Annotated in this window: 23 protein-coding genes; 12 read left to right on the top strand and 11 right to left on the bottom strand. The window is 65.5% G+C overall.

From position 1 onward, the window contains the following. Positions 1–31: 31 nt before the first annotated feature. The gene (locus GGR39_RS02905; protein ID WP_221225902.1) at positions 32–607 is read left to right on the top strand and encodes a GNAT family N-acetyltransferase; all 576 of its coding nucleotides are present in this window, start codon (positions 32–34) and stop codon (positions 605–607) included. Between the two features lie 36 nt (positions 608–643). On the opposite strand, the gene trmB is transcribed toward GGR39_RS02905, so the two are convergent. Beyond that, the gene (gene trmB / locus GGR39_RS02900; RefSeq protein ID WP_183615780.1) at positions 644–1357 is read right to left on the bottom strand and encodes a tRNA (guanine(46)-N(7))-methyltransferase TrmB; all 714 of its coding nucleotides are present in this window, start codon (positions 1355–1357) and stop codon (positions 644–646) included. Positions 1358–1449: 92 nt separating this feature from the next. Next, complete coding sequence (hisN, locus tag GGR39_RS02895) at positions 1450–2232, bottom strand: histidinol-phosphatase (RefSeq protein ID WP_183615779.1); 783 nt, start codon at positions 2230–2232, stop codon at positions 1450–1452. 154 nt (positions 2233–2386) lie between these two features. On the opposite strand from hisN, the gene GGR39_RS02890 reads away from it, so the two are divergent. Next, positions 2387–3325, top strand: coding sequence for a helix-turn-helix domain-containing protein (locus tag GGR39_RS02890; protein WP_183615778.1), 939 nt, complete (start codon positions 2387–2389; stop codon positions 3323–3325). A 60-nt stretch (positions 3326–3385) separates the two neighbouring features. On the opposite strand, the gene GGR39_RS02885 is transcribed toward GGR39_RS02890, so the two are convergent. Both GGR39_RS02885 and glpX read right to left on the bottom strand, forming a co-directional pair. Then, positions 3386–4321, bottom strand: coding sequence for a ribose-phosphate pyrophosphokinase (locus GGR39_RS02885; protein ID WP_183615777.1), 936 nt, complete (start codon positions 4319–4321; stop codon positions 3386–3388). Between the two features lie 346 nt (positions 4322–4667). Continuing rightward, entirely contained in the window at positions 4668–5651 is a 984-nt protein-coding gene (gene glpX, locus GGR39_RS02880) for a class II fructose-bisphosphatase (protein ID WP_183615776.1), read from the bottom strand. A 103-nt stretch (positions 5652–5754) separates the two neighbouring features. Here glpX and GGR39_RS02875 point away from each other — a divergent pair, with 103 nt between their 5' ends. Then, complete coding sequence (locus tag GGR39_RS02875; protein ID WP_242867183.1) at positions 5755–6171, top strand: hypothetical protein; 417 nt, start codon at positions 5755–5757, stop codon at positions 6169–6171. A gap of 47 nt (positions 6172–6218) precedes the next feature. Here GGR39_RS02875 and GGR39_RS02870 read toward each other — a convergent pair whose 3' ends face one another. Both GGR39_RS02870 and GGR39_RS02865 read right to left on the bottom strand, forming a co-directional pair. Further along, positions 6219–7526, bottom strand: coding sequence for a homoserine dehydrogenase (locus GGR39_RS02870; RefSeq protein WP_058737383.1), 1308 nt, complete (start codon positions 7524–7526; stop codon positions 6219–6221). An 80-nt stretch (positions 7527–7606) separates the two neighbouring features. Continuing rightward, positions 7607–8497 (bottom strand): hypothetical protein, encoded by an 891-nt coding sequence (locus tag GGR39_RS02865; RefSeq protein WP_246388195.1) that lies wholly within the window; start codon positions 8495–8497, stop codon positions 7607–7609. A 349-nt stretch (positions 8498–8846) separates the two neighbouring features. On the opposite strand from GGR39_RS02865, the gene GGR39_RS02860 reads away from it, so the two are divergent. The 4 genes from GGR39_RS02860 (at position 8847) to GGR39_RS02845 (ending at position 11457) form a co-directional block, all read left to right on the top strand. Beyond that, complete coding sequence (locus GGR39_RS02860; protein ID WP_183615775.1) at positions 8847–9509, top strand: energy transducer TonB; 663 nt, start codon at positions 8847–8849, stop codon at positions 9507–9509. A 66-nt stretch (positions 9510–9575) separates the two neighbouring features. Further along, entirely contained in the window at positions 9576–10343 is a 768-nt protein-coding gene (locus GGR39_RS02855; RefSeq protein ID WP_058737381.1) for a MotA/TolQ/ExbB proton channel family protein, read from the top strand. 109 nt (positions 10344–10452) lie between these two features. Continuing rightward, positions 10453–10986, top strand: coding sequence for an ExbD/TolR family protein (locus GGR39_RS02850; protein WP_183615774.1), 534 nt, complete (start codon positions 10453–10455; stop codon positions 10984–10986). 36 nt (positions 10987–11022) lie between these two features. Then, on the top strand, positions 11023–11457 hold the full coding sequence (locus GGR39_RS02845; RefSeq protein ID WP_183615773.1) for an ExbD/TolR family protein: 435 nt from the start codon (positions 11023–11025) through the stop codon (positions 11455–11457). Positions 11458–11858: 401 nt separating this feature from the next. On the opposite strand, the gene GGR39_RS02840 is transcribed toward GGR39_RS02845, so the two are convergent. After that, positions 11859–14321: a ligase-associated DNA damage response DEXH box helicase gene (locus GGR39_RS02840; protein ID WP_183615772.1), complete on the bottom strand. Its 2463-nt coding sequence runs from the start codon at positions 14319–14321 to the stop codon at positions 11859–11861. 222 nt (positions 14322–14543) lie between these two features. Here GGR39_RS02840 and GGR39_RS02835 point away from each other — a divergent pair, with 222 nt between their 5' ends. Then, positions 14544–15857 carry a BON domain-containing protein gene (locus GGR39_RS02835; RefSeq protein WP_183615771.1) on the top strand — a complete coding sequence of 438 codons (1314 nt, stop codon included), beginning with the start codon at positions 14544–14546 and terminating at the stop codon, positions 15855–15857. 151 nt (positions 15858–16008) lie between these two features. Here GGR39_RS02835 and pgmG read toward each other — a convergent pair whose 3' ends face one another. The 3 genes from pgmG to GGR39_RS02820 are packed head-to-tail and all read right to left on the bottom strand — an operon-like array spanning position 16009 to position 18547. Next, positions 16009–17418: a phosphoglucomutase/phosphomannomutase PgmG gene (pgmG, locus tag GGR39_RS02830; protein WP_183615770.1), complete on the bottom strand. Its 1410-nt coding sequence runs from the start codon at positions 17416–17418 to the stop codon at positions 16009–16011. 2 nt (positions 17419–17420) lie between these two features. Continuing rightward, a complete protein-coding gene (locus tag GGR39_RS02825; protein WP_183615769.1) occupies positions 17421–17711 on the bottom strand; it encodes a molecular chaperone DnaJ in 291 nt (96 codons plus the stop codon). After that, the gene (locus tag GGR39_RS02820) at positions 17708–18547 is read right to left on the bottom strand and encodes a division plane positioning ATPase MipZ (RefSeq protein WP_183615768.1); all 840 of its coding nucleotides are present in this window, start codon (positions 18545–18547) and stop codon (positions 17708–17710) included. Before GGR39_RS02820 ends, GGR39_RS02825 begins: the two co-directional genes overlap by 4 nt. A 116-nt stretch (positions 18548–18663) precedes the next feature. Between GGR39_RS02820 and panC the strand changes: the two genes are divergently transcribed. From panC to GGR39_RS02800, 4 genes are all read left to right on the top strand, one after another. Continuing rightward, positions 18664–19518: a pantoate--beta-alanine ligase gene (gene panC, locus GGR39_RS02815; RefSeq protein ID WP_183615767.1), complete on the top strand. Its 855-nt coding sequence runs from the start codon at positions 18664–18666 to the stop codon at positions 19516–19518. Between the two features lie 274 nt (positions 19519–19792). Continuing rightward, on the top strand, positions 19793–22621 hold the full coding sequence (gene ileS, locus GGR39_RS02810) for an isoleucine--tRNA ligase (RefSeq protein WP_183615766.1): 2829 nt from the start codon (positions 19793–19795) through the stop codon (positions 22619–22621). Between the two features lie 2 nt (positions 22622–22623). Continuing rightward, the gene (gene lspA / locus GGR39_RS02805) at positions 22624–23163 is read left to right on the top strand and encodes a signal peptidase II (RefSeq protein WP_183615931.1); all 540 of its coding nucleotides are present in this window, start codon (positions 22624–22626) and stop codon (positions 23161–23163) included. Continuing rightward, positions 23163–23576 carry a DUF3035 domain-containing protein gene (locus tag GGR39_RS02800; RefSeq protein ID WP_183615765.1) on the top strand — a complete coding sequence of 138 codons (414 nt, stop codon included), beginning with the start codon at positions 23163–23165 and terminating at the stop codon, positions 23574–23576. The genes lspA and GGR39_RS02800 overlap by 1 nt, the downstream gene beginning before the upstream one ends. A gap of 169 nt (positions 23577–23745) precedes the next feature. Here GGR39_RS02800 and GGR39_RS02795 read toward each other — a convergent pair whose 3' ends face one another. Next, the gene (locus GGR39_RS02795; RefSeq protein ID WP_183615764.1) at positions 23746–25077 is read right to left on the bottom strand and encodes a CNNM domain-containing protein; all 1332 of its coding nucleotides are present in this window, start codon (positions 25075–25077) and stop codon (positions 23746–23748) included. Positions 25078–25205: the final 128 nt, after the last annotated feature.

Below are 25205 nucleotides of genomic sequence, written 5' to 3'. Positions count from 1 at the left end.
TGTTGTGGCGCGGCAAGGCCGGCTATCGGGCGTGGCGGCTTGCGTCGCAGTGGCCGCCGAAGAGGAATTGACCGTGGATGCCATCCATACCGACCGACTGACGTTGCGCGCCTTTCGCGAGGATGATGCGCAGGATCTCCTCGGCTATCTGCACCAGCCCGGTGCCAGCTGCTTCCTGTCGATGAAGCTGGATGACCTGCCCGCCGCCCGCGCCGCCGCGATCAAGCGCAGCAGCGAACCCGATACCTACGCCCTGGAGCATCACCCCAGCGGCCGGGTGATCGGCGAGGTTTTCGGCCATCTCGAACCGCCGGACACGTTCTCGATCGCCTGGATGATCCACCCCGATTTTGCGGGCCAGGGCTTGGCCCATGAAGCGGCGAAGGCGATCGTTGATCACCTTTTCCAGCAGCGCGACGTGCGGCGCGTATATGCCTATGTCGAGACGGACAACCTGCCCTCACAACGATTGTGCGCCCGGTTGGGCATGCGGCAGGAAGGCCTGTTCAAGGAATTCATCTCGTTCGAAAACGATGCAGCCGGAAAGCCGATCTATGTCGATACGATGCAGTTCGCACTTTTGAAAAAGGAGTGGGCGGCAGCCTGAAACCGCAGGCCTACGTGCCACTCGCTCCTGCATTCGTCACGAACGGCGGTATCGAAAGTACCAGACCTCATGCCCCAGCTTGCGCGCCTTCGCCTCATAGCGGGTTTCGGGCCAGCCACCGGGGCGGTTGAGGAAATCGGCGGGCTTTTCGCATAGCCATTGGAAGGTATCGGTGTGCCGCTGCATCACCATCAGGGCGTGGCGCAAGTAGATCGGATGGTCGGTGCCGAAGCGGAACTCGCCGCCGGGCTTGAGTTTGGCAGCAAACATGCGCACCGGCCCGTCGTTCATCATCCGCCGCTTGGCATGGCGCGCCTTGGGCCAGGGATCGGGATGCAGCAGGTAGAGGAAAGAGAGCGCCCCATCGGGCACGCGCGCCAGCACTTCCAGCGCATCGCCGTGATGGATGCGCACATTGCCCAGCGGAGTGCCCGCGCCATTATCGCCATCCACATGGGTCAGCGCCTGGGCGACGCCGTTGATGAAGGGCTCGCAGCCGATGAAGCCGTGATCGGGCAGCATGTCCGCCCGGCCGGCCATGTGCTCCCCACCGCCGAAGCCGATCTCGAAATGCAGCGGACGCGGTGATCCGAACAGCCGCTCAGCCGTGACCGGGCCTTCGTCCGGCACCGCGATGCGCGGCAGCAGCGTGTCGACGAGACCCTGCTGGCCTGCGCGCAGGGTCTTGCCCTTGGCGCGGCCATAGAGGCGGTTGAGCGTGGTGGGATCGCCGGGTTTGTTCGCGGTCATGACCCGGGCCGATGGCAGGGCCGCCGCTATGGGTCAATGGCCCGGCCGGCCTTGGGGCAAGTCGGCGCGCCATCGCCTGAATGCGATGCGCCCTAGTGATGGCAGGCCATGGCCTCGATCACATCCTCCAGCCGCGCCGGATCGCCGATCGCCAACACGTGATCGCCTGAACCCTGGTGCAGCGGCTCCCCATTCCAGTCACACATCGTGCCGCCCGCGCCTTCGACGATCGGAACCAGCGCCGCCCAATCGTGCAGTTTCAGCCCGGCCTCGCAGATTAGATCGAGATGCCCGCTGGCCAGCAGGCCGTAGTTGTAGCAGTCCCCGCCCATCATCATGCGTTTGTGGTCGGTCTTGGCGGCCAGCGCCATGAAGTGCTCGCCCTGATGATCGTCGAAATACTGCGGGCCGGTGGTGGCCAGCATCGCCTGGTCGAGTTGTGGGCAGGCGCGGGTGCGCACCTCCTTGCCGTTGAACGTGGTCGCCCGGCCGCTGGCGCCCACCCAGCGCTCGCCCAGGATCGGTTGGTCGATCACGCCCAGCACCGGCCAGCCGTCCACCAGCAGCGCGATCAGCGTGCCGAAGATCGGGCGACCGCCCAGGAACGAAACGGTGCCGTCGATCGGGTCCAGCACCCAGGTGCGATTGTTGCTGGCGGCATCCTCGCCAAACTCCTCGCCGATGATGCCATCGCGCGGTACCTCGGCCTTGAGGATGCGGCGCATCGCCTCTTCGGCGGCGCGATCGGCGATGGTGACGGGCGAAGCGTCGGTCTTGCGCTCCGCCCCCAGGCCAGAGCGGAAGTGCGGGCGGATCGCCGCGCCTGCGGCATCGGCAAGGCGCATGGCCAGCGCCAGTTCGGTGTCTAGTTTCATGCGCGGTGCTTGCCAGCCCTCCCGCCCCAGAGCAAGCGGCAGGCAGGAAAGACAAAAACGTGCCGTTTCTTTAGTTACGTTAGTGAAACAATTGTAATAACCAGTTGGTTTCTCCTAACCATAATGAGGGGCAACACTCAATCATGAGGGAGGCATGATCCGTATTTCGCGGCCAGCGGTCGATCCACGTGTCGTGCCTGTTTTCGGCACAACCCGCGAGGGGCAACCCTTGTCCTATAACCGTGCGCCCGCTCCAGACCTTGCCCCCTGGCTTGCCAGACTGTCCGTGACGCGGATGCGACTTGCGGCCGGGCAAACTCTTGCTTGCGGTTTGTTTGCCGATGCCGCCGGGATCCGTATCCAGCTGGGCGGCCACGCCGAAGTCGACACGGTCCACGGCGTGACGCATCAGGAACGCAGCGCCGTGTTCATGGGGCCGCAGACGAAAATCCTGCCCGTTCGCCTAAGCGGGGATTTCGTGAGCGTTGGCGTGGCGTATCGGCCCAGCGCCTGCACCCCTCTTCTCGGCCCGATCATGCCGCGATTGGTCGATCGGGTGACGCCGGCATTGTATTGGCCGGAAGAGCAGCTGCTGGGGCTGTTCAAGACGTCCGATCACCCGGAGGCGCAGCTTCAGGCAATCGAGGGATTGTTTCGCGAACGAGTCGCCGCCTTGCGCGATATCCAGCCGGAGCCGATCACCGCGCGTTTCGAGGAAATCGCCTTCATCGATCCGGCGATGTCGATCGCCCAGGCCGCGCGTGAGATCGGCGTGGATCGCCGGCGGCTGGAGCGACTGGTGGTGCGCGATTTCGGCCTGCCGCCCAAGCAGGTCCTGCGCCGCGCCCGCGCGCTCGACATGGCGAGCTACTTGCGCGGCGTGGCGGATGACGGCGAGGCGGAGGCGCTGGCGCTGCGCTATTATGACGAGAGCCACCTGATCCGCGAGTTCGTGGAATTGTTCGGCATGTCGCCACGCCAGTTCACCGCGCTGCCCCAGCCCTTGCTGACCATGACGCTGGAGGCCCGCCAGGCCCGGCGGCTGGAGATGATGGGCCGCCTTGCACCGGGCGAACGCCGGCCCTGGCAATAAACCGGCGCGCAGGAACAAGCTTGCCCCGGCAGCCGGATCGCGGGCAGCCCGATCGCGGGCTCAGTCGAACAGGCTGGAGACCGAGCTTTCGTCGGCGATGCGGCGGATCGCTTCGCCCAGCAAGGGGGCGATGGTCAGCGCGCGGATGCGGTTCGATTCCTTGGTGGCGTCTGTCGGCAGGATCGAATCGGTGATCACCAGTTCGGTCAGCGCCGAGTTGTTGACTCGCGCCACCGCCCCGCCGGACAGCACGCCGTGTGTGATATAAGCGGTCACGCTCTTCGCGCCCTCGTCCAGCAGGGCCTGCGCGGCGTTGCACAAGGTGCCGCCCGAATCGATGATGTCGTCGATCAGGATGCAGGTGCGATCCTTCACGTCGCCGATGATGTTCATCACCTCGGACTGGCCGGGCTTGTCACGCCGCTTGTCGACGATGGCGAGCGGGGCGTTGTCCAGCCGCTTGGCCAGCGCGCGCGCGCGCACCACGCCGCCCACGTCGGGGGAGACGACCATCAGTTCCTGGTCGCCATAGCGGGCTTGGATATCCGCCGCCATCACCGGGGCGGCAAACAGGTTGTCAGTCGGGATATCAAAGAAACCCTGGATCTGGCCGGCGTGCAGATCGACCGAAAGCACGCGGTCGGCACCGGCCTGGGTGATCAGGTTGGCGACCAGCTTGGCCGAGATCGGCGTGCGCGGACCAGGCTTGCGATCCTGCCGGGCGTAGCCGAAGTACGGCACCACCGCCGTGATCCGCTTGGCCGAAGCGCGGCGCAGCGCATCGATGCAGATCAGCAGTTCCATAAGGTTGTCGTTGCACGGGAAGCTGGTGGGCTGAACGACGAACACGTCTTCGCCGCGCACGTTCTCGTGAATTTCGACGAAGACTTCCTCGTCGGCGAAGCGGCGGACGCTCGCATCGGTCAACGGCAGTTCGAGATAACCTGCCACCGCACGCGCGAGGGGTAAGTTGCTGTTGCCGGACATGATCTTCATCGAGGACTTCCCTTACCCACCCAGGACGCGGCCTGCCTCTAGCCGAGAGTCACGGGATTGCAAGATAAGGTGGGATCGGTCGGCGGGATGATCGCGGGTGATCGGAGCGGATCGCCTGGCCCGAGAGTGCCACGTTAAGCGCGGCAACCGGGGATCGATGGCGCGCCATCAAAGCTGACGACCTCGTCATCACCGTGAAGGCGGGAATGACGAAAGAGGGTGTGATTGTCTTTCGCCGAATCACGCTCGCGCATGATCCCGGCGCCAGCGTGTCTCGACTTCGCTCCACACGGACGGGGATGGGAAGCCAGGGGTGGGAGGCTCAAAGCCCCCCGCCCCGCATGGCTTACTTGATGCGGTGTTCGCCCTTGATCCAGCGTACCGTGCCCGAGCTGGCGCGCATGACGACGCTCTCGGTGGTCATCTTGCCGCTCTTCAGCCGCTTCACGCCGTCGAGCAGCGAGCCGCTGGTGACGCCGGTGGCAGCGAAGATGCAGTCACCCTTCACCAGATCGTCGCGGGTGTAGATCCGGTCCAGATCCTCGATGCCCCACTTGCGGGCGCGGCCACGCTCGTCATCGTTGCGGAACAGCAGGCGGCCGTTGAACTGGCCACCGACACAGCGCAGCGCCGCAGCCGCCAGCACGCCTTCAGGCGCACCGCCCGAACCCATGTACATGTCGATCGTGGTGTTCTCATCCGTCACCGCGATCACGCCGGCCACGTCGCCATCGCCGATCAGCACGATGCCGCAGCCGATGCCGCGCAGTTCAGCGATCAGCGCTTCGTGACGCGGACGATCGAGCACGCAGACGATGATGTCCTTGGGCTGGACGCCCTTGGCGGCAGCCACCGCCTCGACGTTCTGCGTCACGCTCTTGTCCAGCGAGATGATGCCTTCGGGGTAGCCCGGGCCGACCGCCAGCTTGTCCATATAGACGTCGGGCGCGTTCAGCAGGCAGCCTTCCTCACCGGCGGCGAGGACGGCCAGCGAGTTCGGGCCGGCCTTGGCGCAGATCGTGGTGCCTTCCAGCGGATCGAGCGCGATATCGATCTTGGGGCCGGTGCCGGGCGCGCCGCCCACCTTTTCGCCGATGAACAGCATCGGCGCTTCGTCACGCTCGCCTTCACCGATCACCACGGTGCCGTCCATGTAAAGTTCGTCGAACGCCTTGCGCATCGCTTCGACCGCGGCATGATCGGCGGCCTTCTCGTCACCACGACCGATCAGTTCGGAAGCGGCGATGGCGGCCGCCTCTGTCACGCGAACCATTTCCAGAACAAGAACACGATCGAGGACTTGACTGGCAGGAGTCGACTTGTTCTGCATGTTCACTCCGGGGTAAATGCGAATAGGTATGAATTACGCTCGAAGCGCTTAGACAGAGGAACAGGGATTGTCGAGACGATGCACTGCACCTCTTGCGCTGATCTTGGCATCACTCACATCGTGGCCCGCCGCGGCGCAGGATGTGTCCGAGGCGGATCGTGAAGTGGCACGGGGCCTGATGCTCAAGGTGGGCAAGCTGGCCCCGCCGGCGCGGCCGCGCTGCGAGGCGCCCAAGGGCAACGATATCGTCGTGTGCGCGCGCAACAACGATCAGTTTCGCGCCCAGTCCAGCAGCGCCGAAGACCCGACGGGGAAGGCGGGCACCAACGATGGCCGGCTTACCCCGCCGGATGTCTCCGGCAACGGCATCTTCAAGGGCAAGGCGACGATGGGCGGCATGTGCCTGATCCCGCCCTGCGCCAAGGCACCGGTCTATATGATCGACCTCAAGTCCATTCCCGAAGCGCCCGTCGGTTCCGATGCCGACAAGATCGCCAAGGGTGAGATCCGGGCGCCCTAGATAGGCGCTCGCCCTCCCCCCCCCGGCGTGGGGGAGGGAAGGTGACCTCACCCGCCGATGATCTGCATCACCAGCGGCGGCCTGGCCACGCTGTCCGAGCCGTCCAGGATTTTCAGCGCTTCGGTGACGCCGGATTCGGGCCCCTCATGCGTGACCAGCGCGACGATCACTTCGCCCGCGTCGCCGCCCCGGCCCTTCTGGATGAAGCTTTCGATCGAGACCCCGGCATCGCGCATCGCCGCAGTGATCTCGGCCAGCACGCCCGGACGATCCGGCACGATGAAGCGCAGATACGAGCGGCCCACGCGATGGCCGGACTGCGCCGGCTCCAGCGATTCGAGTTCGTGCGAGGGCATGGAGAACGCCGCGCCCTTTTCACCCCGGGCGATGTCGATCAGATCGGCGACCACCGCGCTGGCGGTCGGCCCCGCGCCCGCGCCCGCGCCCTGGAACAGCAGGCGGCCCATGAAATTGCCCTCGGCGACGACCGCATTGGTCGCGCCGTCCACGCTCGCCAGAGGATGATCGCAATGGATCAGGTGCGGCCGCACGCGCTGGAACAAGCCCGGTGAGGCGCCGCCCCGGTCGATCTCCGCCGTGCCGATCAGGCGAATCACGTAGCCCAGCGCCCGCGCCTGCGCGATGTCGGCCGCCATCACGCCGGTGATGCCGGTGGTTTCCACCGCATCAAAGCGCAGGCGGGTACCGAAGGCGATTCCCGCCAGGATCGCCAGCTTGTGCGCGGCATCGATTCCCTCGACGTCGAACGTCGGGTCCGCCTCGGCATAGCCCAGCCGCTGCGCGTCGCCCAAGACGTCGGCAAAGTCGCGGCCGGTGTCTTCCATGGTCGAGAGGATGTAGTTGCAGGTGCCGTTGAGGATGCCATAGACCCGCTCGATCGCATTGGCCGCCGCGCCCTCGCTCAGGCCCTTGATGACCGGGATACCGCCCGCCACCGCCGCCTCGAACTTCAGTGCCACGCCTGCGGCTTCCGCCGCCGCCGCCAGTTCCAGGCCATGGTGCGCGATCATCGCCTTGTTGGCGGTGACGAACGACTTGCCGCCCGAAATCGCCTTGCGGGCGAGAGCCAGCGCCGGCCCGTCCGAACCGCCGACCATCTCCACCACCACGTCGATATCGGGCTGGGTGGCCACTTCGGCGGGATCGTCCAGCCAGCGGTAAGGCGAAAGATCGACGCCGCGATCCTTGCTGCGATCGCGCGCGCTGACGGCGGCGATGCGGATCGGACGGCGGGCGCGGCGGGCGATCAGCTCCGCATTGGTCTCGATCAGGCGCACGACGCCTGCGCCCACGGTGCCCAGCCCGGCGAGGGCGATGTTCAGCGGTTCTGCCATGAAACTCCCTTTCGGGACCGCGCCCTAAGCGAGCCTCCCTGACATTGCCAGCCCAACAATTTGAACCGGCGAAGGCGCGATCACGAAGATCGGCGGCACGGCCCCAGAGCCTCGATCACGAAGCGATAGTCCGCTTCGGCCATCGCCTGCGCCGCCGGACCATCGGAGCCATTGGTGGCGCCTGCCGGCGTCGGCGGAAGCCCGCAGGCGAGGCGGTACCATTCCAGCGTCTCGGGCGCGGGTGGCCTGCCGACTTGGGCGACCAGTTCCGAGAACGACGCGCCCCATTGCGGCGGCTGCCCCGGCTGATGGCGCACGGTCACGCTGGCGGCGCTGTTGTCTGCGGTGTTGAGGAATATCTGCGTTTCCCCCTCCCCCGCCAGATTGCCGGGCACGTAGCTCATCTCGCGCACGCCGGTAATCTTGCCCGGCGCATCGGGCGCCAGCAGCGCGGTGATGATGGGCTTCAGCCGCCCCTCCACCTCGGGGCTCCAGGCGATCTGCGCATCGGGCCGCACCAGCTGGACCTCCTCCGGGCGCTGCGGCACGGCGCGGGCGAACACGATCACCTCATCCTTCTTGCGCGCGCGGGGCCTGCCCTTCGCGTCCAGCGGCAAGTCGACCAGATACGCGAAAGACTGCCCGATGGCCGAGCGTCCGGTGATCAGCGCGCGAGTCTCCGCCTGGATATAGAAGCGGCCCGTGCCGGCGGCAGGTGGCCGCATCCGCGGATCCTCCACCCGCGCCATCTTGCGGATGCGGGCATGGACGACCAGCGGAGCCGAATCGGCGAGCGCGACCAGATCGGCATAAGTCGGACCGTCTGCTGCCTGCCCCGCGCCTTTCGGCGCGCCATAGCCGCTGGGGGGATTCGCCGCGGGGATCAGTTGTGCCATAGCGGGAACCGACCCGGTCAGCGGCATCAGCGCGGCGAGCAGCATGACCGGCAGGCGGCGAGGCAGCGGATACATCTCGTGCGATCTCCATGAAACGGCAGCCCGACCCTCATGCCACGGCGGCAGGGGAACGCCAAACGGCTGTCATCTTACGCTTCCATAGCCGTGAATCGAAGGTTAACAGACCCATGGCTGAGATAGGGCGTTGCACGGGTACGGCATCGCCGCTAAGAATTGCACAAAAGCGGGGATGATAATAAAATTTCCCCAATGGCCCGCCCTTTCCGGCCACCGGTCCGGAATGGTTGGGCTGTCAGTCGTCAGGGTGGGTATGAACTGTTTTTTCATGGTTGCGGCTCGCGCGGCGATCATGGGCTCCCCCGGGTTTAGGCCCGGGCCCTGTTATATGGAGTGATGTATCTGAATGGCTTACGCTGACCAATCGATGAGTGGTAACAAGGTTACCGCTATCGTCATTGTTGCGCTGATACATGTCTTCATTGGTTACGCGCTCGTCACCGGTCTTGCCTATGAGGCATATAAGAAGGCCGTCGAAAAGGTGACGACCGTCGACATCAAGGAAGAGGAACCGAAGAAGGAGGAGCCACCGCCACCTCCGGAGAAGAAGGTTGAGGCTCCGCCTCCGCCGGTCGCTCCCCCGGTAAAGATCAACGTTGCGACGACACCGCCGCAGATTCAGACGGTGACGACGGCCCCGCCGCCGGCTCCGCCTGTTGTCCTGGCCGCACCTGCGCCGATCGTGGCCCCTCCGGCCCCGCCGGCTCCCACGGGTCCCACTTCCGGCGCGCAGCCCAAGGGCAGCCCCGCCAGCTGGGCGACCAATGACGACTATCCCCAGGCTGCTATCCGCAAGGAAGCTCAGGGTACCACCGGATTCAACCTCAGCGTCGGCCCGGATGGCCGCGTGACGGGTTGTACGGTCACATCGTCAAGCGGCTCGCCTGAACTGGATGATGCCACCTGCAAGCTGGTGTCACGCCGTGCCCGCTTCAAGCCGGCGGTGCAGAACGGTACGCCTGTCGCAGGCTCGTTCTCCAGCCGCATCCGGTGGGTATTGCCAGAGTGATCTCTTCGGCGTGGGACCGCCTGCGCCATCTTTCTTCGTTATTCTGTTTCAAGAGGACTTAACCGCATGCTTATCAACCTCCTCGCCGCCGCCGGTCAGGGCGCGCCGCAGAACAAGTTCGGTTTCGCTGAAGCACTGCAGCAGGGCGGCTTCATCGCTTATGCTACCGTCGTGATCCTGGGCATCATGTCGTTCGGCTCGTTCTACATCCTGTTCACGAAGTACTTCGAGCAGGCCAAGATCCTGCGCCAGTACAACACCATCCGCACGAACTTCTGGCGGGCCGCCACCCTGCGTGAAGGCACCTCGAAGCTGGAGAAGAACAGCGCATGGCGCCAGATCGTGGACGATGGCCTGTCGGCTGAAGAACAGCACGCCAAGATGACCGACGCTCTGGAAGCGCACGACTGGATGCACAGCTCGCTCGCTCGCTCGGAAGCGACCGTCAATGCCCGTCTCGCGTCGGGTCTGCCGTTCCTCGCCACCGTGGGTGCGACCTCGCCATTCATCGGTCTGTTCGGTACCGTGGTCGGCATCTATCGCGCTCTGATCAACATCGGCCTTGCTGGTTCGGCCTCGATCGACAAGGTCGCCGGTCCGGTCGGTGAAGCTCTGATCATGACCGCGCTTGGTCTGCTCGTCGCCGTTCCCGCCGTTCTGGCCTACAACTTCCTGCAGGCACGCAACAAGCGCATCGCCGAGCTGCTGACCGGCTTCTCGAACGACGTGCTCGCCAACATCACCTCGCGTGGTGCGGTGAAGCCTGCGGTCGCTGCTGTCGCCGCCAAGCCTGCCGCTGCCCCGGCGAAGCCTGCCGCCCCGGTCAAGTCGTAAGACGACCACGCGAAGCGGTGGGTGGGCATGCGCATCCACCGCTCTCGCCCCTGGGGGCTCCCTCGGGGATTTGGGCTTGAGGCCCAGGGCTAGGAACTAGGACAAGACTATGGCGATTTCTACGGGCGGAGGCGGTGCAGATACACCGATGTCCGACATCAACACGACGCCGCTCGTCGACGTTATGCTGGTGCTCCTGATCATCTTTTTGATCGCGGTTCCGGTCGCGATCCAGACAATCGAGAAGCTACGTATCCCGATCATCGAATCGGTCGAATCGAAGGACAAGGTCGAAAACCTGCTCCTCACCGTCTCGACCACCGATGCGGGCGGCCGTTCGGCCGGCGAGCCAGGCTTCGAAGGCGCATCGCGCAACGGCGAGTGCCGGGTCTATTTCAACAACGTCACACCCGTCAGCTCGGAAGAGCTGCGTGACCGTGCGTTCAAGCGCCTCGACGACATCGTCAAGCGCGAGGGCGGCCCGGAGGCGCTGAAGAACAACCCCGACGCGATCCCGCAGGTTCACATCCGTGGCGACGTCCAGGCTCCCTGGCGCTGCATCGCGGGTGCCATCTATAACGTGCAGGTCTCGGGCTATCCGACTGTGGGCTTCATCTCGAACCCCACCGATCCGAACGGCTAACGGCCGCTCCCGACACGATTTTAGGAGACCATTCCCATGGCAATGTCAGGCGGCAAGGACGACGGCTCGCCGATGATGGAGATGAACACGACGCCGTTGATCGACGTCATGCTCGTGCTGCTCATCATGTTCATCATCACCATCCCCGTCGCGACGCACTCGATCGACATCGATCTGCCTGTCGCGACCCCGCCCAGCAGCCCGCCGCCGCCGGTGGACCCGATCAAGAACAAGCTCGTCATCACTCCTGATGACAAGCTGCTCTGGAACGGCACCCAGATCGACGGCCCGACGCTGGCGAACAACCTGAAGGAGTCGCTGACCTACGCCAACGAGCCGGAACTTCAGTTCCAGCCCGACGGCGCAGCCAGCTACGATCTGTCGGCAAAGGTGCTGCAGATCATCAAGGCTTCGCAGGTCACCAAGTTCGGCTTTGTCGGCAACGAGCAATACTCCGAGTTCAGCAAGTAAGCTGACCGGCAGCAAACTACCCGCAAGGGTTCGAAAGGGGCGGAGCGATCCGCCCCTTTTTTGTCGGCGCGCAGCGGCGCGTACACCGGACGATCGATAAATTGTTCGGGGATGAGGGGCGATCAGCCAGATTCGTCTGAGCTGCCTGCCACCGGATGAGACCGGAAGGTAGCTGCGACAAACCGATGCCACGGCCTTCGCCTCGCCAAACCAGGATCGCGCTCTCCATCCGCCTGTCCTCGCCGGCCGAGCCGCCGCCATCTTGCAGGGGCGCAAGCCGTCCATCTCCATGGGCCGGCTAGGAGATCCGCGACGAGCGTTGGATCACGCAATTCGCCCCTCCCCCGCTCGTGTCGAGCGAAGTCGAGACACTTCAGCGCCAAACCAATCGTCCGGCCCACTCAGTCCCCTCCCACATCCTCCAGCGGTTCCACCCGCATGGCCAGGGATGCCAGGCTTTCCGCTTCCAGCAGCAAGTCATCGTCCGCCGCGCCGGAAGGCAGGTTTTCGCGCCCGACCATCGAGATTACCGGCACCGATAGCGGGCTGATCCGATCCAGTTGCACATGATCGATCTCCCGCGCGGCGCGGTCCAGCACGTCGCCCACGCGGCCCACGTCGGTCATGCGCTGGCGAGCGTCGGCCCAGGCCGCCTGGATCAGCAGGTGATCGGGCTCATACTTGCGCAACACGTCATAGATCAGGTCGGTCGAGAAGGTGACCTGCTTGCCGGATTTGCGCTTGCCCGGCTGCTGGCGCTCGACCAGTCCGGAGATCACCGCCACTTCGCGAAAGGCCCGGCGCAGCAAGTGCGACTGTTGCACCCAGTCCACGAATTCGTGCGTCAGGATATCGGGAGAAAGCAACGCCACCGGGTCCTCCACCGGCTTCACGCCCCACACCGCCAGAGTGTAATCCGTGGCGACAAAGCCCAGCGGCCCCAGCCCCCGCTCCTCCATCCGGCGGGTCAGCAACATGCCCAGCGACTGGTTCGCGTTCCACCCTTCGAAGGTGTAATAGGTGGTGTATTCCAGCCCGCGGTGCGGAAAGCTTTCCACCAGCAGGCGGCCAGGCACCGGCAGGTGAGAGCGATAGTCCTGCACTTCCAGCCATTCGCGCACATCGTCCGGAAAACGCGCCCAGCCCGCACGATCGGCGATCATCTCGCGCACGCGCTGCGCCAGAGTGCCGGTGATCGGCAGGCGCAGGCCGGAGTAGCTGGGGATCGAAGCGGACTTGCGCGCGGCGCGCACGATCAGTTCCAGGTCCTTGATCGATTCCACTTCCAGGTCGATCCCGGCGAAGCGGAAGGTATCGCCTGTCTTCAGCCCCGCGCCGAACATCTCCTCTACCTTGCCCAGCGACCGGCCATTGCGGAAGCGCACTTCCAGCATTTCGTTATCGACGATGATCCCGGCGTTCAGGCGATGCCGCGCGGCATGTTCGGGGTGGGCCAGCCGCCAAGTGCCGTCCTTGTCCTTCACGATCCGCTTGAACCGCTCGTAGGAACGCAACGCGTAGCCGCCGGTCGCCACGAAATCGAGCACGCGGGCGAAGATCTCCTCGTCCACCCAGGCGTAGGGGAGCGAGCTGCGCACTTCGTCCAGCAGCTCCGCCTCGCGGAACGGCCCGGCGCAGGCGCACCCCATCACATGCTGGGCCAGCACGTCGAGCCCGCCGGGTCGAAAATCCTCCCCATCGCGCACGCCCAGCTCCACCGCCTCCTGCGCCGCGATCGCCTCGATGAACTCGAAGCGGTTGCCCGGCACCAGCAGCGCCTTGCTGGGTTGATCGAGCCGGTGATTGGCGCGCCCGATCCGCTGCAAAAGGCGTGACGACCCCTTGGGCGCCCCCATCTGCACCACCAGATCGATATCGCCCCAATCGACGCCTAGGTCGAGGCTGGCGGTGCAGACCAAAGCCCGCAACTCGCCCCGCGCCATCGCCCCTTCCACCTTGCGTCGCGCCTCTTTGGAAAGCGAGCCGTGGTGGATGCCGATCGGCAGCGTCAGCTCATTGGCGTCCCACAGCCACTGAAAGATGTACTCCGCCAGAAAGCGGGTGTTGGTGAAGATCAGCGTGGTGCGGTGGGCGGCGATCTGTTCGTATAATTGCGGGATGGCCCAGGTGGCGGCGTGGCCGCTCCATGGAATGCGCTCTTCGGTAGGCAGCAATAGCCCGACGTGGGGCTGCGCGCCCTGCTCGCCCTGCACCAGCGCCACGCTATCGACATCGCCCCACGGCGCCAGCCAGCCGCGAAACTCCTCGGGATCGGCAACGGTGGCGGAAAGCGCCGCGCGCTGCATCGCGGGCGCAATCGCCTGCAGGCGGGACAGCGCCAGTGCCAGCAGATCGCCGCGCTTGCCCGTGGCGAAGGCATGCACCTCATCGATCACCACGCGTTGCAGCCCGGCGAACAGCGTTGCCGCCTCGGGATAGCTCAGCAACAGCGAGAGCGATTCGGGCGTGGTCAGCAATACATGCGGCGGCCTGGCGCGCTGGCGGGCCTTGCGATCGGACGGCGTATCACCGCTGCGCGTCTCGATCCGCAGCGGCAGGCCCATCTCCTCCACCGGGGTGAGCAGATTGCGCTGCACGTCATGCGCCAGCGCCTTTAGCGGCGAGACATAAAGGGTGTGCAGGCCATCGGGCGGGGCGGCGCCGTCCAGCCGGGAGGGGCAGAAGGCGGCCAGGGTCGGCAGGAAACCGGCCAGCGTCTTGCCCGCGCCCGTGTCCGCCACCAGCATCGCGTGCAGCCCGGCGTCGGCGGCGGCCAGCATTTCGCGCTGATGGCTGCGGGGAGACCAGCCACGGCCCGCGAACCAGGCATCGATCTCGGAAGGTATGCCGGTGGCGCTGGACATGGACGCAAGGTGGCGAGTGATCGGCACGTCCACAAGGCGCGCGATGCCGCCCAGCCCCCCTGCTCCCCAAAGACGCGACGGCGAACCAGCCTGACCGATGTTGCGCCGGAGCGAACGCGGCCTGCGCCCGGCGGTGGACCGTTAGGCGCCCAAAGCACGTTGATCATGCACAGGCAGCGGCGAAACCAGCCGTCGTCCCATCTGCGAAATGGAGAGATCCCGATGAGTGATCGTGACCGTCAAAACCCATATGACCGCAACACGCAGCAAGGCAGTGGCCGCTACGGACAGAACTACGATTCGCCGCGCCAGGCCAATCAATGGCAAAACGACAGCAGCCAGCAAGGCGGCGATTGGCAGCAGGATTCCAGCCAGCGCGCGCATGGCTCGGATGATTATTCCCACGATTATCGCTTCTCCGGCCAGAGTTCGGGCCAGGGATCAAATTACGATTACGATCGCGGCGGCTCGCAGAGCTATGGCCGGTCCGGCAGCGGCAGCTACGGCCAGTCCAGCAGCTACGGCCAGGGTGGCTATGCGGCGCGCCAGGACGAAGGTCGCTATGGCGCCTACGATCGCGGATCGTCGGATCGCGGCTTTGGCGACAATCGCGGCCAGCGCGGCTATGGACAGTATGAAAACCGGGGCGATCGCAACCGCTACGGCGCCAGCGGCTCGGCCAGCGCGTATGCCGGCCGCGATTATGACGCCAGCGGCGGCAACGATTTCGGCAACTTCACCAGCGAAGACTTCGGCGGCCGGGATTTCTCCAACCGGGGCGGCAGCGGCCTTTCGGGCGGCGCGCGTTCCAGCGAATCTTATCGTCCCAGCTACGGCCCCGGCAGCTGGGGCCGCGATGACAACGACAGCCGCAGCGACCGCAATCGCAACACGTCGCGCGAGGACTATGGCAGCTGGCGCCATTACGGCGAGAGCCGGGGCTTCCTGCAGCGCGCCGGCGACGAGATCGCCAGCTGGTTCGGTGACGAGGACGCCTCACGCCGCCGGGAGCAGGATCAGCGCTATGATGATCGGCAGGAACAGCTTGGCCATCGCGGCCGCGGCCCGTCGGGCTACACCCGCTCGGACGATCGCATCCGCGAGGACGCCAACGATCGGCTGACGCATGACCATCGCGTCGACGCCACGGATATTACCGTCAGCGTAAAGGACGGCGAAGTGACCCTGGACGGCAAGGTCGACAGCCGCGACGCCAAGCGCCGTGCCGAAGATGCGGTCGAGCATATCTCGGGCGTGAAGCACGTGCAGAACAACCTGCGGGTTCAGGAACGGCAGGGCAGCACCGGCTATGGCGCATCATCGGGTACGAACAGCTGGAATACCGGCTCGACCACCGGCGCGGCAACGCCGGGCTCTTCCAGCACCAGCGCACTGTCGGGCACCGGAAGCACGGCGAGCTCGTCCGCGCTGGGCTCGGCCAGCACCGGAACATCGGGCACGGCCACCACGGGCGCCAGCACGACCAGCGGCATCGGTTCGGCCAGCACGACCCGGACTACCGACAAGACCTCCTGATCGCTAACATCAGGACAAACGGAAAAGGGGAGCCTTGATGGCTCCCCTTTTTTTGGCGGCGGGCTGAGACCGCCAAGTCAGAGACCCGTCGCTCACCAGGATCATCACACGCAGCGGCGGCCGGTTGTCCAGCCGCCGCCGCTTTGGGTGATCAGTGTCCGGCTTGCGGGCCGCGTTCCAGGCCGGAGAGCTTCAGTTGCTCGTCGATCTGGGCCATCAGGCGGTTGAGACCGTCCTGCGTCTCGCTTTCGGCGCGGGCGACGAGGACGTCCTGGGTGTTGGAGGCGCGCAGCAGCCACCAGCCGTCGGGCGTGTTGACGCGTACGCCGTCGATGCCGATCACATCGGCGTCGGTCTTGGCCAGGCGCTCCTTCACTTCCTCGATCGCAGCGAACTTGCGGCTCTCGTCCACCTGAAAGCGCATCTCCGGCGTGTTCAGCATCTGCGGCATTTCTCCACGCAGCTGCGTGACCGATTTGCCCAGGCGGATCGAGGCGGCGATCAGCCGGATCGCGGCATACAGGGCATCGTCGAAGCCGTAATATTCGTGCTTGAAGAACACGTGGCCGCTCATCTCGCCGGCCAGCGGCGAGCCGGTTTCCTTCATCTTGGACTTGATCAGCGAGTGGCCGGTCTTCCACATCAGCGGTTCGCCGCCATGCTGCTTGACGCTGTCGAACAGCGCACGGCTGGCCTTGACGTCGGCGATGATGGTGGCGCCTGGCACCACTTTCAGCAGATCCTCGGCGTAGATCGAGAGCAGCTGATCGCCCCAAATCACACGGCCTTCGCCATCGATAGCGCCGATCCGGTCAGCATCTCCGTCAAAAGCGATGCCAAAGTCGAGGTTCTTCTCCGCGACGAGCGCCTTCAGGTCTGCGAGATTCTTTTCCTCGGTAGGATCAGGATGATGGTTGGGAAAGTTTCCGTCGACTTCGGTGAACAGCAGGTGATGCTCTCCGGGCATGCGGCTGGTCAGCAATTCCAGGGCGGGTCCGGCGGCGCCGTTGCCGGCGTCCCAGCCGATGCGCAGGCCGTCGAGCTTGTCGGCGGGCAACCCGTCCAGCCCCTTGAGCATGCGGGTGACGTATTCGTTCAGGATATCGACCTGGCTGCTGGTGCCGGGGGCGGCCGCCTCGTCCCAGTCCCCTTCAGCGGCCATCGTGCCGATCTTCTGGATGTCCGCACCGAAGAACGGCCGACCCATAAATACCATCTTGAAGCCATTGTAATTGGCGGGATTGTGGCTGCCAGTTATCTGAATGCCGCCCTGCACATCTTCCATTGAGGCTTCGGCGTAATACAGCATCGGCGTGGGTCCCATGCCGACGCTGACCACGTCCAGGCCGCAAGCCGTCAGCCCGTCGATCAGGCCCTTCTCCAGCATGGGCGAGCTGACGCGGCCGTCGTAACCGATCGCCACCTTCTTGCCCCCTTCGCGCGCCAGCAGCGTGCCGAAGCCGCGACCGATGGCGTGCGCATCATCGATGCTCAGCGTCTCGCCGATGATGCCACGGATGTCGTATTCGCGAAGTACCGTGGGGTCGAAGGTGTAGCTCATCGTCACTCCTGCACATGAAGAGGCAGATCGGCGAGAAGGACATCCCTCGCGGCGTTAGCCTCGTGAACCAGTTCGTTGCTGCCGCCCCGGTCCGGATGAACCGTGGCGATGAGACGGCGATGCGCCTCTATGATATCCTGACGCCCGGCTTCGGGGGCGACGCCCAGCAGCGCGCGTGCCTGCTGCCGCACCGCTGAACGCGCCGAGCCGATCTTCGGTTGCCATGGCCACCGGCCCATCGCCATCTTCCAGACGACGGCGGCCAGCGCCAGCAATACGATAAGCTTGATCACTCGGCGGCGATGGCCATCTCTGGCCCGTCCTGCACCGAGGAGTCCTGCACCGGAGCGGCCCGGCTCGGCACCGGCAGGTTCAGCCCCGCGACGAGGCCGCGCAGCTCCTGCCGGGCCACGAGGTGGCTGGTGCCCAGATCGCCCAGGTGCCCCTTGTCCAGCAGGGTCAGGCCCGAGGGGAACAGCTCACGGAAGATCACGCGCTCTGACAAGCCGCCCGCGACGCGGAAGCCCACGCGCTTGGACAATTCGTGCAGCGCGCCGTCCAGGCGCTTCATGTTGCGCGCCTGCAGCTGCTGCGTGCGGTTGCGCACCACCACCCAGTCCAGCTCGCGCCGCTGATCGTTGATGGTGGAGTGGGCGCGCTTCTTGCGCGCTTCCCACATCAGCTCGGCATAAAAGGAGAGCTTCTTCACCTTGAAGGTCTCTCCCTCCACCTGCCCGATCAGGTCGAAATCGACGAAGCTGTCGTTCAGCGGCGTCACCAGCGTATCGGCGGTGGTGGCGACGTGCCGGGCCAGCGGATCGTCCTTGCCGGGCGTGTCGAACAGCAGGAAGTCCTGCCCCTCTCCGATTTCCGCCGCGATTTCCTCCAGCTCGTCCACGCTGTCGCCATCGTAATAGGTGAAGCGGGTGCCAGGCAGGCTGATGCCGCGCCGCTTTTCGGTATCGAGCCGGTTTTCCATGTAGCGGAACAGCGTGCGCTGGCGGTGGTCGAGATCGATGCAGGCGACTTGCGCGCCCTGATACGCCAGCGCGATCGCCACGTGGACCGCAGTGGTGGACTTGCCGGTGCCGCCCTTCTCGTTGGCGAAGACGATGCGATGCGCTGTCACGGTCGTTCCCTCGGTTCTTTTGGCCGTAAAATTATTGCCCGAAGCGCCTTTGCACGGCTAGTCCCGCGCGGCACCCCAAACTGGTACGGCCCATCATATCGGAGCGCGCCCCTCCAATGCAATTGATCCACGCCCTTGATCCACTACGAAGCGCGATCGACGCCTTGCGCGCTGATGGCGCGATCGCCCTGGTGCCCACCATGGGAGCCTTGCATGACGGCCATTTGACGCTGGTGCGCGAGGCAAAGGCCAAGGCGGCGCATGTAGTGGTGTCGATCTTCGTCAACCCGCTCCAGTTCGGAGCGAACGAGGATCTGGACGCCTATCCCCGCCAGCTGGAACGCGATTGCGCGCTGCTGGAGGCAGAAGGCGTGGCGGTGGTGTGGGCGCCAAAGGTGGAGACGATGTACCCGGCCGGGTTCGCCACCAACATCTCGGTCTCGGGCGTCAGCGAGGGATTGGACGGCGCGGCCCGGCCCGGCCACTTCGATGGCGTGGCGACGGTGGTGTGCAAGCTGTTCAACCAGGTCCTGCCCGATGTCGCCCTGTTCGGGGAGAAGGACTGGCAGCAGCTCGCCGTCATCCGCCGCATGGCGCGCGACCTGGACCTCACCCGCCCCCATGCCGACGCGATCCTGGGCGTGCCGACGGTGCGCGAGGCGGATGGCCTGGCGATGAGTTCGCGCAATGCCTACCTCACGCGCGAGCAACGCGCCGCCGCCGTCGCCCTGCCGACCGCGATGCGCGCGGCGATCGCCGAGATCGAGGGCGGAGTGCCGGTAGGCGATGCGCTGTCAGCGCTGGCGCGCGCGTTGCTGGCGGGGGGCTTCCTGTCGGTCGACTATGCCGAGCTGTGCGATGCGGCGGACCTTAGCGTCCTGCCCGCCCGCTCCGACAAGCCGATGCGCTTGCTGGTTGCGGCACGGATCGGCAAGGCGCGGTTGATCGACAACATGGCGGTTGCGCCCTGATCGGTTACATGCGGATGAGAAGGGAAGTTTGTTTCGCGCAGAGTTCGCAGAGGCGCAGAGAACCGGCTTCCGCGGCGAAGCCGCCTATCGACTCGACAATCCCACCAATTGCAACCTACCACCACGCAAGGGCCTGACGGCCAAGAGGATCGCCTCTTCTTTTTCTCTGCGCCTTTGCGCCCTCTGCGCGAAACAATCTTCCTTCCCCCGTCGCCGGCCTCAGCATGAACCAGAAATTGCGCCAAGCTGCACGCCCCGCTAAGGGCCGCAGGTCATGACCCAAGAGCGCGATTACCGAGCCACTGTCTTCCTGCCGAAGACGGACTTCCCGATGAAGGCAGGCCTTCCCCAGAAGGAGCCGGCTATCCTGGCGCGCTGGCAGGAAGCCGGCCTGTACGAGAAGACGCGCGCCGCCCGCGCCGGTCGTGAAAAGTTCATCCTTCACGACGGCCCGCCCTACGCCAATGGCGACATGCACATCGGCCACGCGCTGAACCACATCCTCAAGGACATGGTGGTGCGCACCCAGACCCTGCTGGGCAAGGACGCGCCCTACGTACCCGGTTGGGACTGCCACGGCCTGCCGATCGAGTGGAAGGTCGAGGAGCAGTACCGCAAGAAGAAGCTGGACAAGGACCAGGTCGACCCGGTCGAGTTCCGCGCCGAATGCCGCGCCTATGCCGCCAACTGGGTGAACGTCCAGCGCGAGCAGCTGAAGCGCCTGGGCATCAACGGCGATTGGGACAAGCCCTACCTGACGATGGACCCGCAGGCCGAAGGCACGATCGTGTCCGAACTGCTCAAGTTCGCGGAGAGCGGCCAGCTCTATCGCGGCGCCAAGCCGGTGATGTGGTCGCCCGTCGAAAAGACCGCGCTGGCCGAGGCGGAAGTCGAATACGAGGACATCGTCTCGACGCAGATCGACGTGGCGTTCGAGATCATCGAGAGCCCGATCCCGGAACTGGTCGGCGCGCATGCGGTGATCTGGACGACGACGCCCTGGACGATCCCGGTGAATCAGGCGCTCGCGTATGGGCCTGAGGTTGAATACGTCTTGGTCGATATAGGATTCGACGATAGGTCCAGTCTAAAAGTTCTATTGAACCCTGATCGCTGGCGCGAATTTCTGCAACGAACTACCGCATCGAGATTTGGTCGTCGGTCGATAAACGAAGTTGCAATCTGCCGTTCCGATGAACTTTGGCGCGGTAAAGGCTCCGATCTCGCCGGCACCATGGTCCGCCACCCGATGCGCCACCTCGGCGGCTTCTTCGCCGAGCCGCGTCCGCTGCTACCCGGCGATTTCGTCACCACCGACAGCGGCACCGGCCTCGTCCACATGGCGCCCGACCATGGCGAGGACGACTTCGACTTGTGCAAGGCGCACGGCATCGGCCCCAAGTTCGTGGTCGAGGCCGACGGCAAGTACCGCGCCGACTGGCCCTGGCTCGGTGGGCAGGGTTCGGTCATCAACCCCAAGTTCAACGCGCCCGACGGGCCGATCTGTTCGGACTTGCGCGAGGCCGGCGGACTGCTGGCGGCGAGCGCGGACTACAAGCATTCGTATCCGCACTCGTGGCGCTCCAAGGCGAAGGTGATCTACCGCTGCACGCCGCAGTGGTTCGTGCCGATGGATCGGGAGATGGGGCAGCGTGTCTCGACTTCGCAGCGCACTCTCCGCGACACCGCGCTGAAGGCCATCGCCGACACGCGTTTCATCCCCGAGAAGGGCCGCAACCGCATCGGCGCGATGGTGGAGGGGCGGCCTGACTGGGTGCTCAGCCGCCAGCGCGCATGGGGCGTGCCGATCACGCTGTTCGTCGATCGCAAGTCCGGCCAGTACCTCGTCGACCCGGAGGTCAACGCCCGCATCATCGCCGCCGTCAAGCAGGAGGGCGTCGACGCGTGGAGCGATGCCCGCGCGCAGGAGTACCTCGGCGACGAGTACCAGGCAGACGACTACGAGCGCGTCACCGACATCCTCGACGTCTGGTTCGATTCCGGCTCCACCCACGCCTTCGTGCTGGAAAGCGGGCGCTGGCCCGAGCTGCAATGGCCGGCCGACCTCTACCTCGAAGGCTCGGACCAGCATCGCGGCTGGTTCCAGTCCTCGCTGCTGGAATCGTGCGCCACGCGCGGCCACGCGCCGTACAAGGCGGTCCTGACCCACGGCTTCACGATGGACGCCAAGGGCCTCAAGATGTCGAAATCGCTGGGCAACACGGTCAGCCCGTTGAAGGTGATGGAGACCAACGGGGCGGATATCATCCGCCTGTGGGCGCTCTCGGTCGACTACACCGAGGATCACCGCATCGGCGACGAGATCCTGAAGGGCGTGGCCGACCAGTACCGCAAGCTGCGCAACACCTTCCGCTACATGCTGGGCGCGCTGGCCGACTACGATCCCGCCGAAGCGGTGGACGTGGCCGAGATGCCGGAGCTGGAGCGCTATGTGCTGGCGCTGCTCGAGCGGCTGGACGCCACGCTGCGTACAGCCGTCGCCGACTTCGATTTCAACACCTACGTCCGCGCGCTGATCGACTTTTGCAACGAGGACTTGTCGGCGTTCTTCTTCGATATCCGCAAGGACAGCCTTTACTGCGATGCGCCTTCGGACCCGAAGCGCCGCGCCTATCGCACCGTTCTGGACACGCTGTTCCAGGCGCTGATCCGCTATGCCGCGCCGGTGCTGGTCTTCACCTCCGAGGAAGTATGGCAAAGCCGCTATCCCGGCGCCGACAGCGTCCACCTGCTCGAATGGCCCGAAGTGCCCGCCGCGCAGGCCGACCTCGCCCGCTGGGAAGCTTTGCGCGCACTGCGCCAGCAAGTCACCGAAGCGATCGAGCCGCTGCGCCGCGAAAAGATCGTCGGCTCCAGCCTCGCCGCCGAAGTCACCGTGCCCGATGATGCGCCGGACGCTGATCTGGCCGAACTGTTCATCACGGCGACAGTCACGCGCGGCCAAGGCGCGGGCGTGGCGGTCGCGCCCACCGAGATGAACAAATGCGGCCGTTGCTGGCGTCATCTCCCTGAGGTTCAGGACGATGGCGCCCTCTGCGCCCGCTGCGAGGATGTGGTGAGCACGCTGGAAGCATCGGCATGAGCATGACCGTGGACAGCAAGCTGGCCTGGCGCCGCCGGGGCATCGGCATCCTGATCGCGCTGCTGGTCTTCGCGATTGACCAGGGCATCAAGATCTGGGTGGACCGGGGCCTCAACCTCTACAACGTGCGCGTGGTGGAAGTCCTGCCGTTCTTCGATTTCCGCTGGACCGAAAACTACGGCGTCTCCCTGGGGCTGTTGACCGCGGGCTCGGTGGAAATGCGCTTCCTGCTGATGCTGATGACCAGCGCGATCGCGCTGTTCGTGGCGGTGTGGATGCTGCGGGAGCGCCTGCTGGCCGATATCGCGCCACTGGCACTGGTGCTGGGCGGCGCGGCAGGCAACATCCTCGATCGCTGGAACCACGGTTTCGTGGTCGACTATGCGGACTTGCACTTCGGTGAGTTCCGCCCCTTCCTGATCTTTAATTTCGCCGATGCCGCGATCACCATCGGCGTCCTGATAATCCTTGCCCGCTCCCTGCTTTCGCGCGAAAAGCCGCAGGCTGACGAGGCGACACCCGCTTCCGGAGAGTTGAATTGATGAAGTCGAACCTGGCGAAGCTGGCTCTCGTGGGCCTGGGCGCATCGATGCTGGCGGGCTGCTCCAGCGGCGGCCTGTTCAACCGTGGCCGTCCGGACGAATTCGCGGTGCAGCGCCAGTCGCCGCTGGTGGTGCCGCCCGATTTCGCGCTGAAGCCGCCGCAGCAGGGCGTGCCCCGCCCCACCGACGATTCGCTTCAGGGCCAGACGCTGGACGCGCTGTTCGGCGGCCCGGCACAGCGCAGCGACGTGGAGAGCAACGCGCTCAGCATGGCCGGCCAGTCCGACCCGTCGATCCGCTCCACCGTGGGCGACACCGCGACCCACACCGTCGCCAAGGGCCGCGTGACCCAGCAGATCCTGTCCGCGCCCGAGGGCGACGGCCGCGATGCCCAGGCCTCGGTCGGGGCCTGAACCGATGAGTCCCCTTCCCGCAAGCGGGAGGGGAGATTAAGGCACGATACCTCAGATACGTTCGTGTCGAGCGAAGTCGAGATACGTCAGCGCCGTGTTTGCGTGTCTCGACTTCGCTCGACACGAACGGATTTGGGCTGGGAACTGGGAAGTCGGTTGCAACCCGGACCTACTCGTCCCCGGTTACGCCATCGCCTTCATCGTCGGCATTCTCGTTCGATACCAGCAGCTTGTCGATCCGAAGGCCGTCCATGTCGACCACCTCGAAGCGCCAGCTCTGCTCGACGAAGTGCTCGCCCTCTTGCGGCACGTGCTTGAGCACGGCCAGCACATAGCCCGCCGCGGTCGCGAATTCGCGGTCTTCGGGCAGGTCGATGCCCAGCCGATCGGCCAGCGTATCCGCGGGCATCGCACCGGAAATCAGCAGCGAGCCATCCTCGCGCTCCACCACCATCGGGTGATCGCCGATGTCCTGGTGGCTGACGAAATCGCCCGCGATAGCCGCCAGCACGTCACTGGGGGTGACGAGGCCTTCAAGGTGGCCATATTCGTCCCGCACCATCGCCATCGGCACTTCGGCGCGTTGCAGCACCTTGAGCGCGTCCATCGCGTCGATCTGGTCGGGGATCACCTCGGGCCGGCGCATCAGGCCGGTGATGTCCGCCGGGCGGCCCTCGACGATGGCGGCCAGCACTTCGCGCACGCGCAGCACGCCCACCACGTTGTCGGGCGAACCCTCCGCCACCGGCAACAGCGCGTGCGGCGTGTCCTTGATCCGGGCGAGGAGTTGTTCCTGCGTGGCGGCGGCGTCGATCCAGTGGATCTCGGGCCGGGGCGTCATCAATTCGCGGATCGGGCGGTCCGCCAGGCGCATCACGCCCGCCATCATCGCCCGCTCTCCCTCCTCGATCACGCCGGAACGCGTGGCTTCGGCGAAGATCATGTGCAGCTCTTCCGCCGTCAGTTGATCTTCACCGCCGCGCCGCACCGAGAGCAGCCTGAGGATCAGCGCCGAGGAATTGTCGAGCAGCCAGACGAACGGCCCCATGATCCGCGCCAGCAGCGCCATCGGCAGCGCCATCAGCAGCGCCACCGGCTCCGCCGTGCGCAACGCCAGTTGCTTGGGCACCAGTTCGCCCACCACCACGCTGGCGTAGGTCGTGGCGATGATCACCAGGGTGAAGCCCGCCTCACCGGCGTAGCGCGGCGGCAGGCCCAGCGCCGTCAGCCGCTCTCCCACCGGACCGCCCAGGCTGGAGCCGGAGTAGGCGCCCGCAACGATGCCGATCAGCGTGATGCCGATCTGCACGGTGGACAGGAAGCGGCCGGGGTCCTCCGCCAGGGCCATCGCAGTGCGCGCGGCCTTGCTGCCCTTGTCCGCCGCCATGCGCAGGCGTGCGGGCTTGGCGGAGACAATCGCCAACTCCGACATGGAAAACAGGCCGTTCACCAGGATCAGTGCGGCAATGATGAGGAGATCAGTCCAGGGAAACGGCGTCACAATGATCCAGAGCTAGCAGACTATACCGCACACGCGAAGCGCAACTTCTACGTGCACCTTTGCACGCAGCGTTTGGAACCTTACGCAAGGCAATCCGTTCCGCGCCTATCGTTCCAAGACGGCGTTTG

The organism is Novosphingobium fluoreni, from assembly GCF_014196615.1.
GTDB classification, from domain to species: domain Bacteria; phylum Pseudomonadota; class Alphaproteobacteria; order Sphingomonadales; family Sphingomonadaceae; genus Novosphingobium; species Novosphingobium fluoreni.
Note: the sequence above shows the minus strand (reverse complement) of the source record. Positions and strands in the feature narration are given on the sequence as shown.

Coding starts and splice junctions, on each gene's coding strand:
- trmB (WP_183615780.1), bottom strand. CDS start 1,357: ATGACCGCGAACAAACCCGGCGATCCCACCACGCTCAACCGCCTCTAT.
- hisN (WP_183615779.1), bottom strand. CDS start 2,232: ATGAAACTAGACACCGAACTGGCGCTGGCCATGCGCCTTGCCGATGCC.
- GGR39_RS02890 (WP_183615778.1), top strand. CDS start 2,387: ATGATCCGTATTTCGCGGCCAGCGGTCGATCCACGTGTCGTGCCTGTT.
- GGR39_RS02885 (WP_183615777.1), bottom strand. CDS start 4,321: ATGAAGATCATGTCCGGCAACAGCAACTTACCCCTCGCGCGTGCGGTG.
- glpX (WP_183615776.1), bottom strand. CDS start 5,651: ATGCAGAACAAGTCGACTCCTGCCAGTCAAGTCCTCGATCGTGTTCTT.
- GGR39_RS02870 (WP_058737383.1), bottom strand. CDS start 7,526: ATGGCAGAACCGCTGAACATCGCCCTCGCCGGGCTGGGCACCGTGGGC.
- GGR39_RS02865 (WP_246388195.1), bottom strand. CDS start 8,497: ATGTATCCGCTGCCTCGCCGCCTGCCGGTCATGCTGCTCGCCGCGCTG.
- GGR39_RS02860 (WP_183615775.1), top strand. CDS start 8,847: ATGGCTTACGCTGACCAATCGATGAGTGGTAACAAGGTTACCGCTATC.
- GGR39_RS02855 (WP_058737381.1), top strand. CDS start 9,576: ATGCTTATCAACCTCCTCGCCGCCGCCGGTCAGGGCGCGCCGCAGAAC.
- GGR39_RS02850 (WP_183615774.1), top strand. CDS start 10,453: ATGGCGATTTCTACGGGCGGAGGCGGTGCAGATACACCGATGTCCGAC.
- GGR39_RS02845 (WP_183615773.1), top strand. CDS start 11,023: ATGGCAATGTCAGGCGGCAAGGACGACGGCTCGCCGATGATGGAGATG.
- GGR39_RS02840 (WP_183615772.1), bottom strand. CDS start 14,321: ATGTCCAGCGCCACCGGCATACCTTCCGAGATCGATGCCTGGTTCGCG.
- GGR39_RS02835 (WP_183615771.1), top strand. CDS start 14,544: ATGAGTGATCGTGACCGTCAAAACCCATATGACCGCAACACGCAGCAA.
- pgmG (WP_183615770.1), bottom strand. CDS start 17,418: ATGAGCTACACCTTCGACCCCACGGTACTTCGCGAATACGACATCCGT.
- panC (WP_183615767.1), top strand. CDS start 18,664: ATGCAATTGATCCACGCCCTTGATCCACTACGAAGCGCGATCGACGCC.
- ileS (WP_183615766.1), top strand. CDS start 19,793: ATGACCCAAGAGCGCGATTACCGAGCCACTGTCTTCCTGCCGAAGACG.
- lspA (WP_183615931.1), top strand. CDS start 22,624: ATGACCGTGGACAGCAAGCTGGCCTGGCGCCGCCGGGGCATCGGCATC.
- GGR39_RS02800 (WP_183615765.1), top strand. CDS start 23,163: ATGAAGTCGAACCTGGCGAAGCTGGCTCTCGTGGGCCTGGGCGCATCG.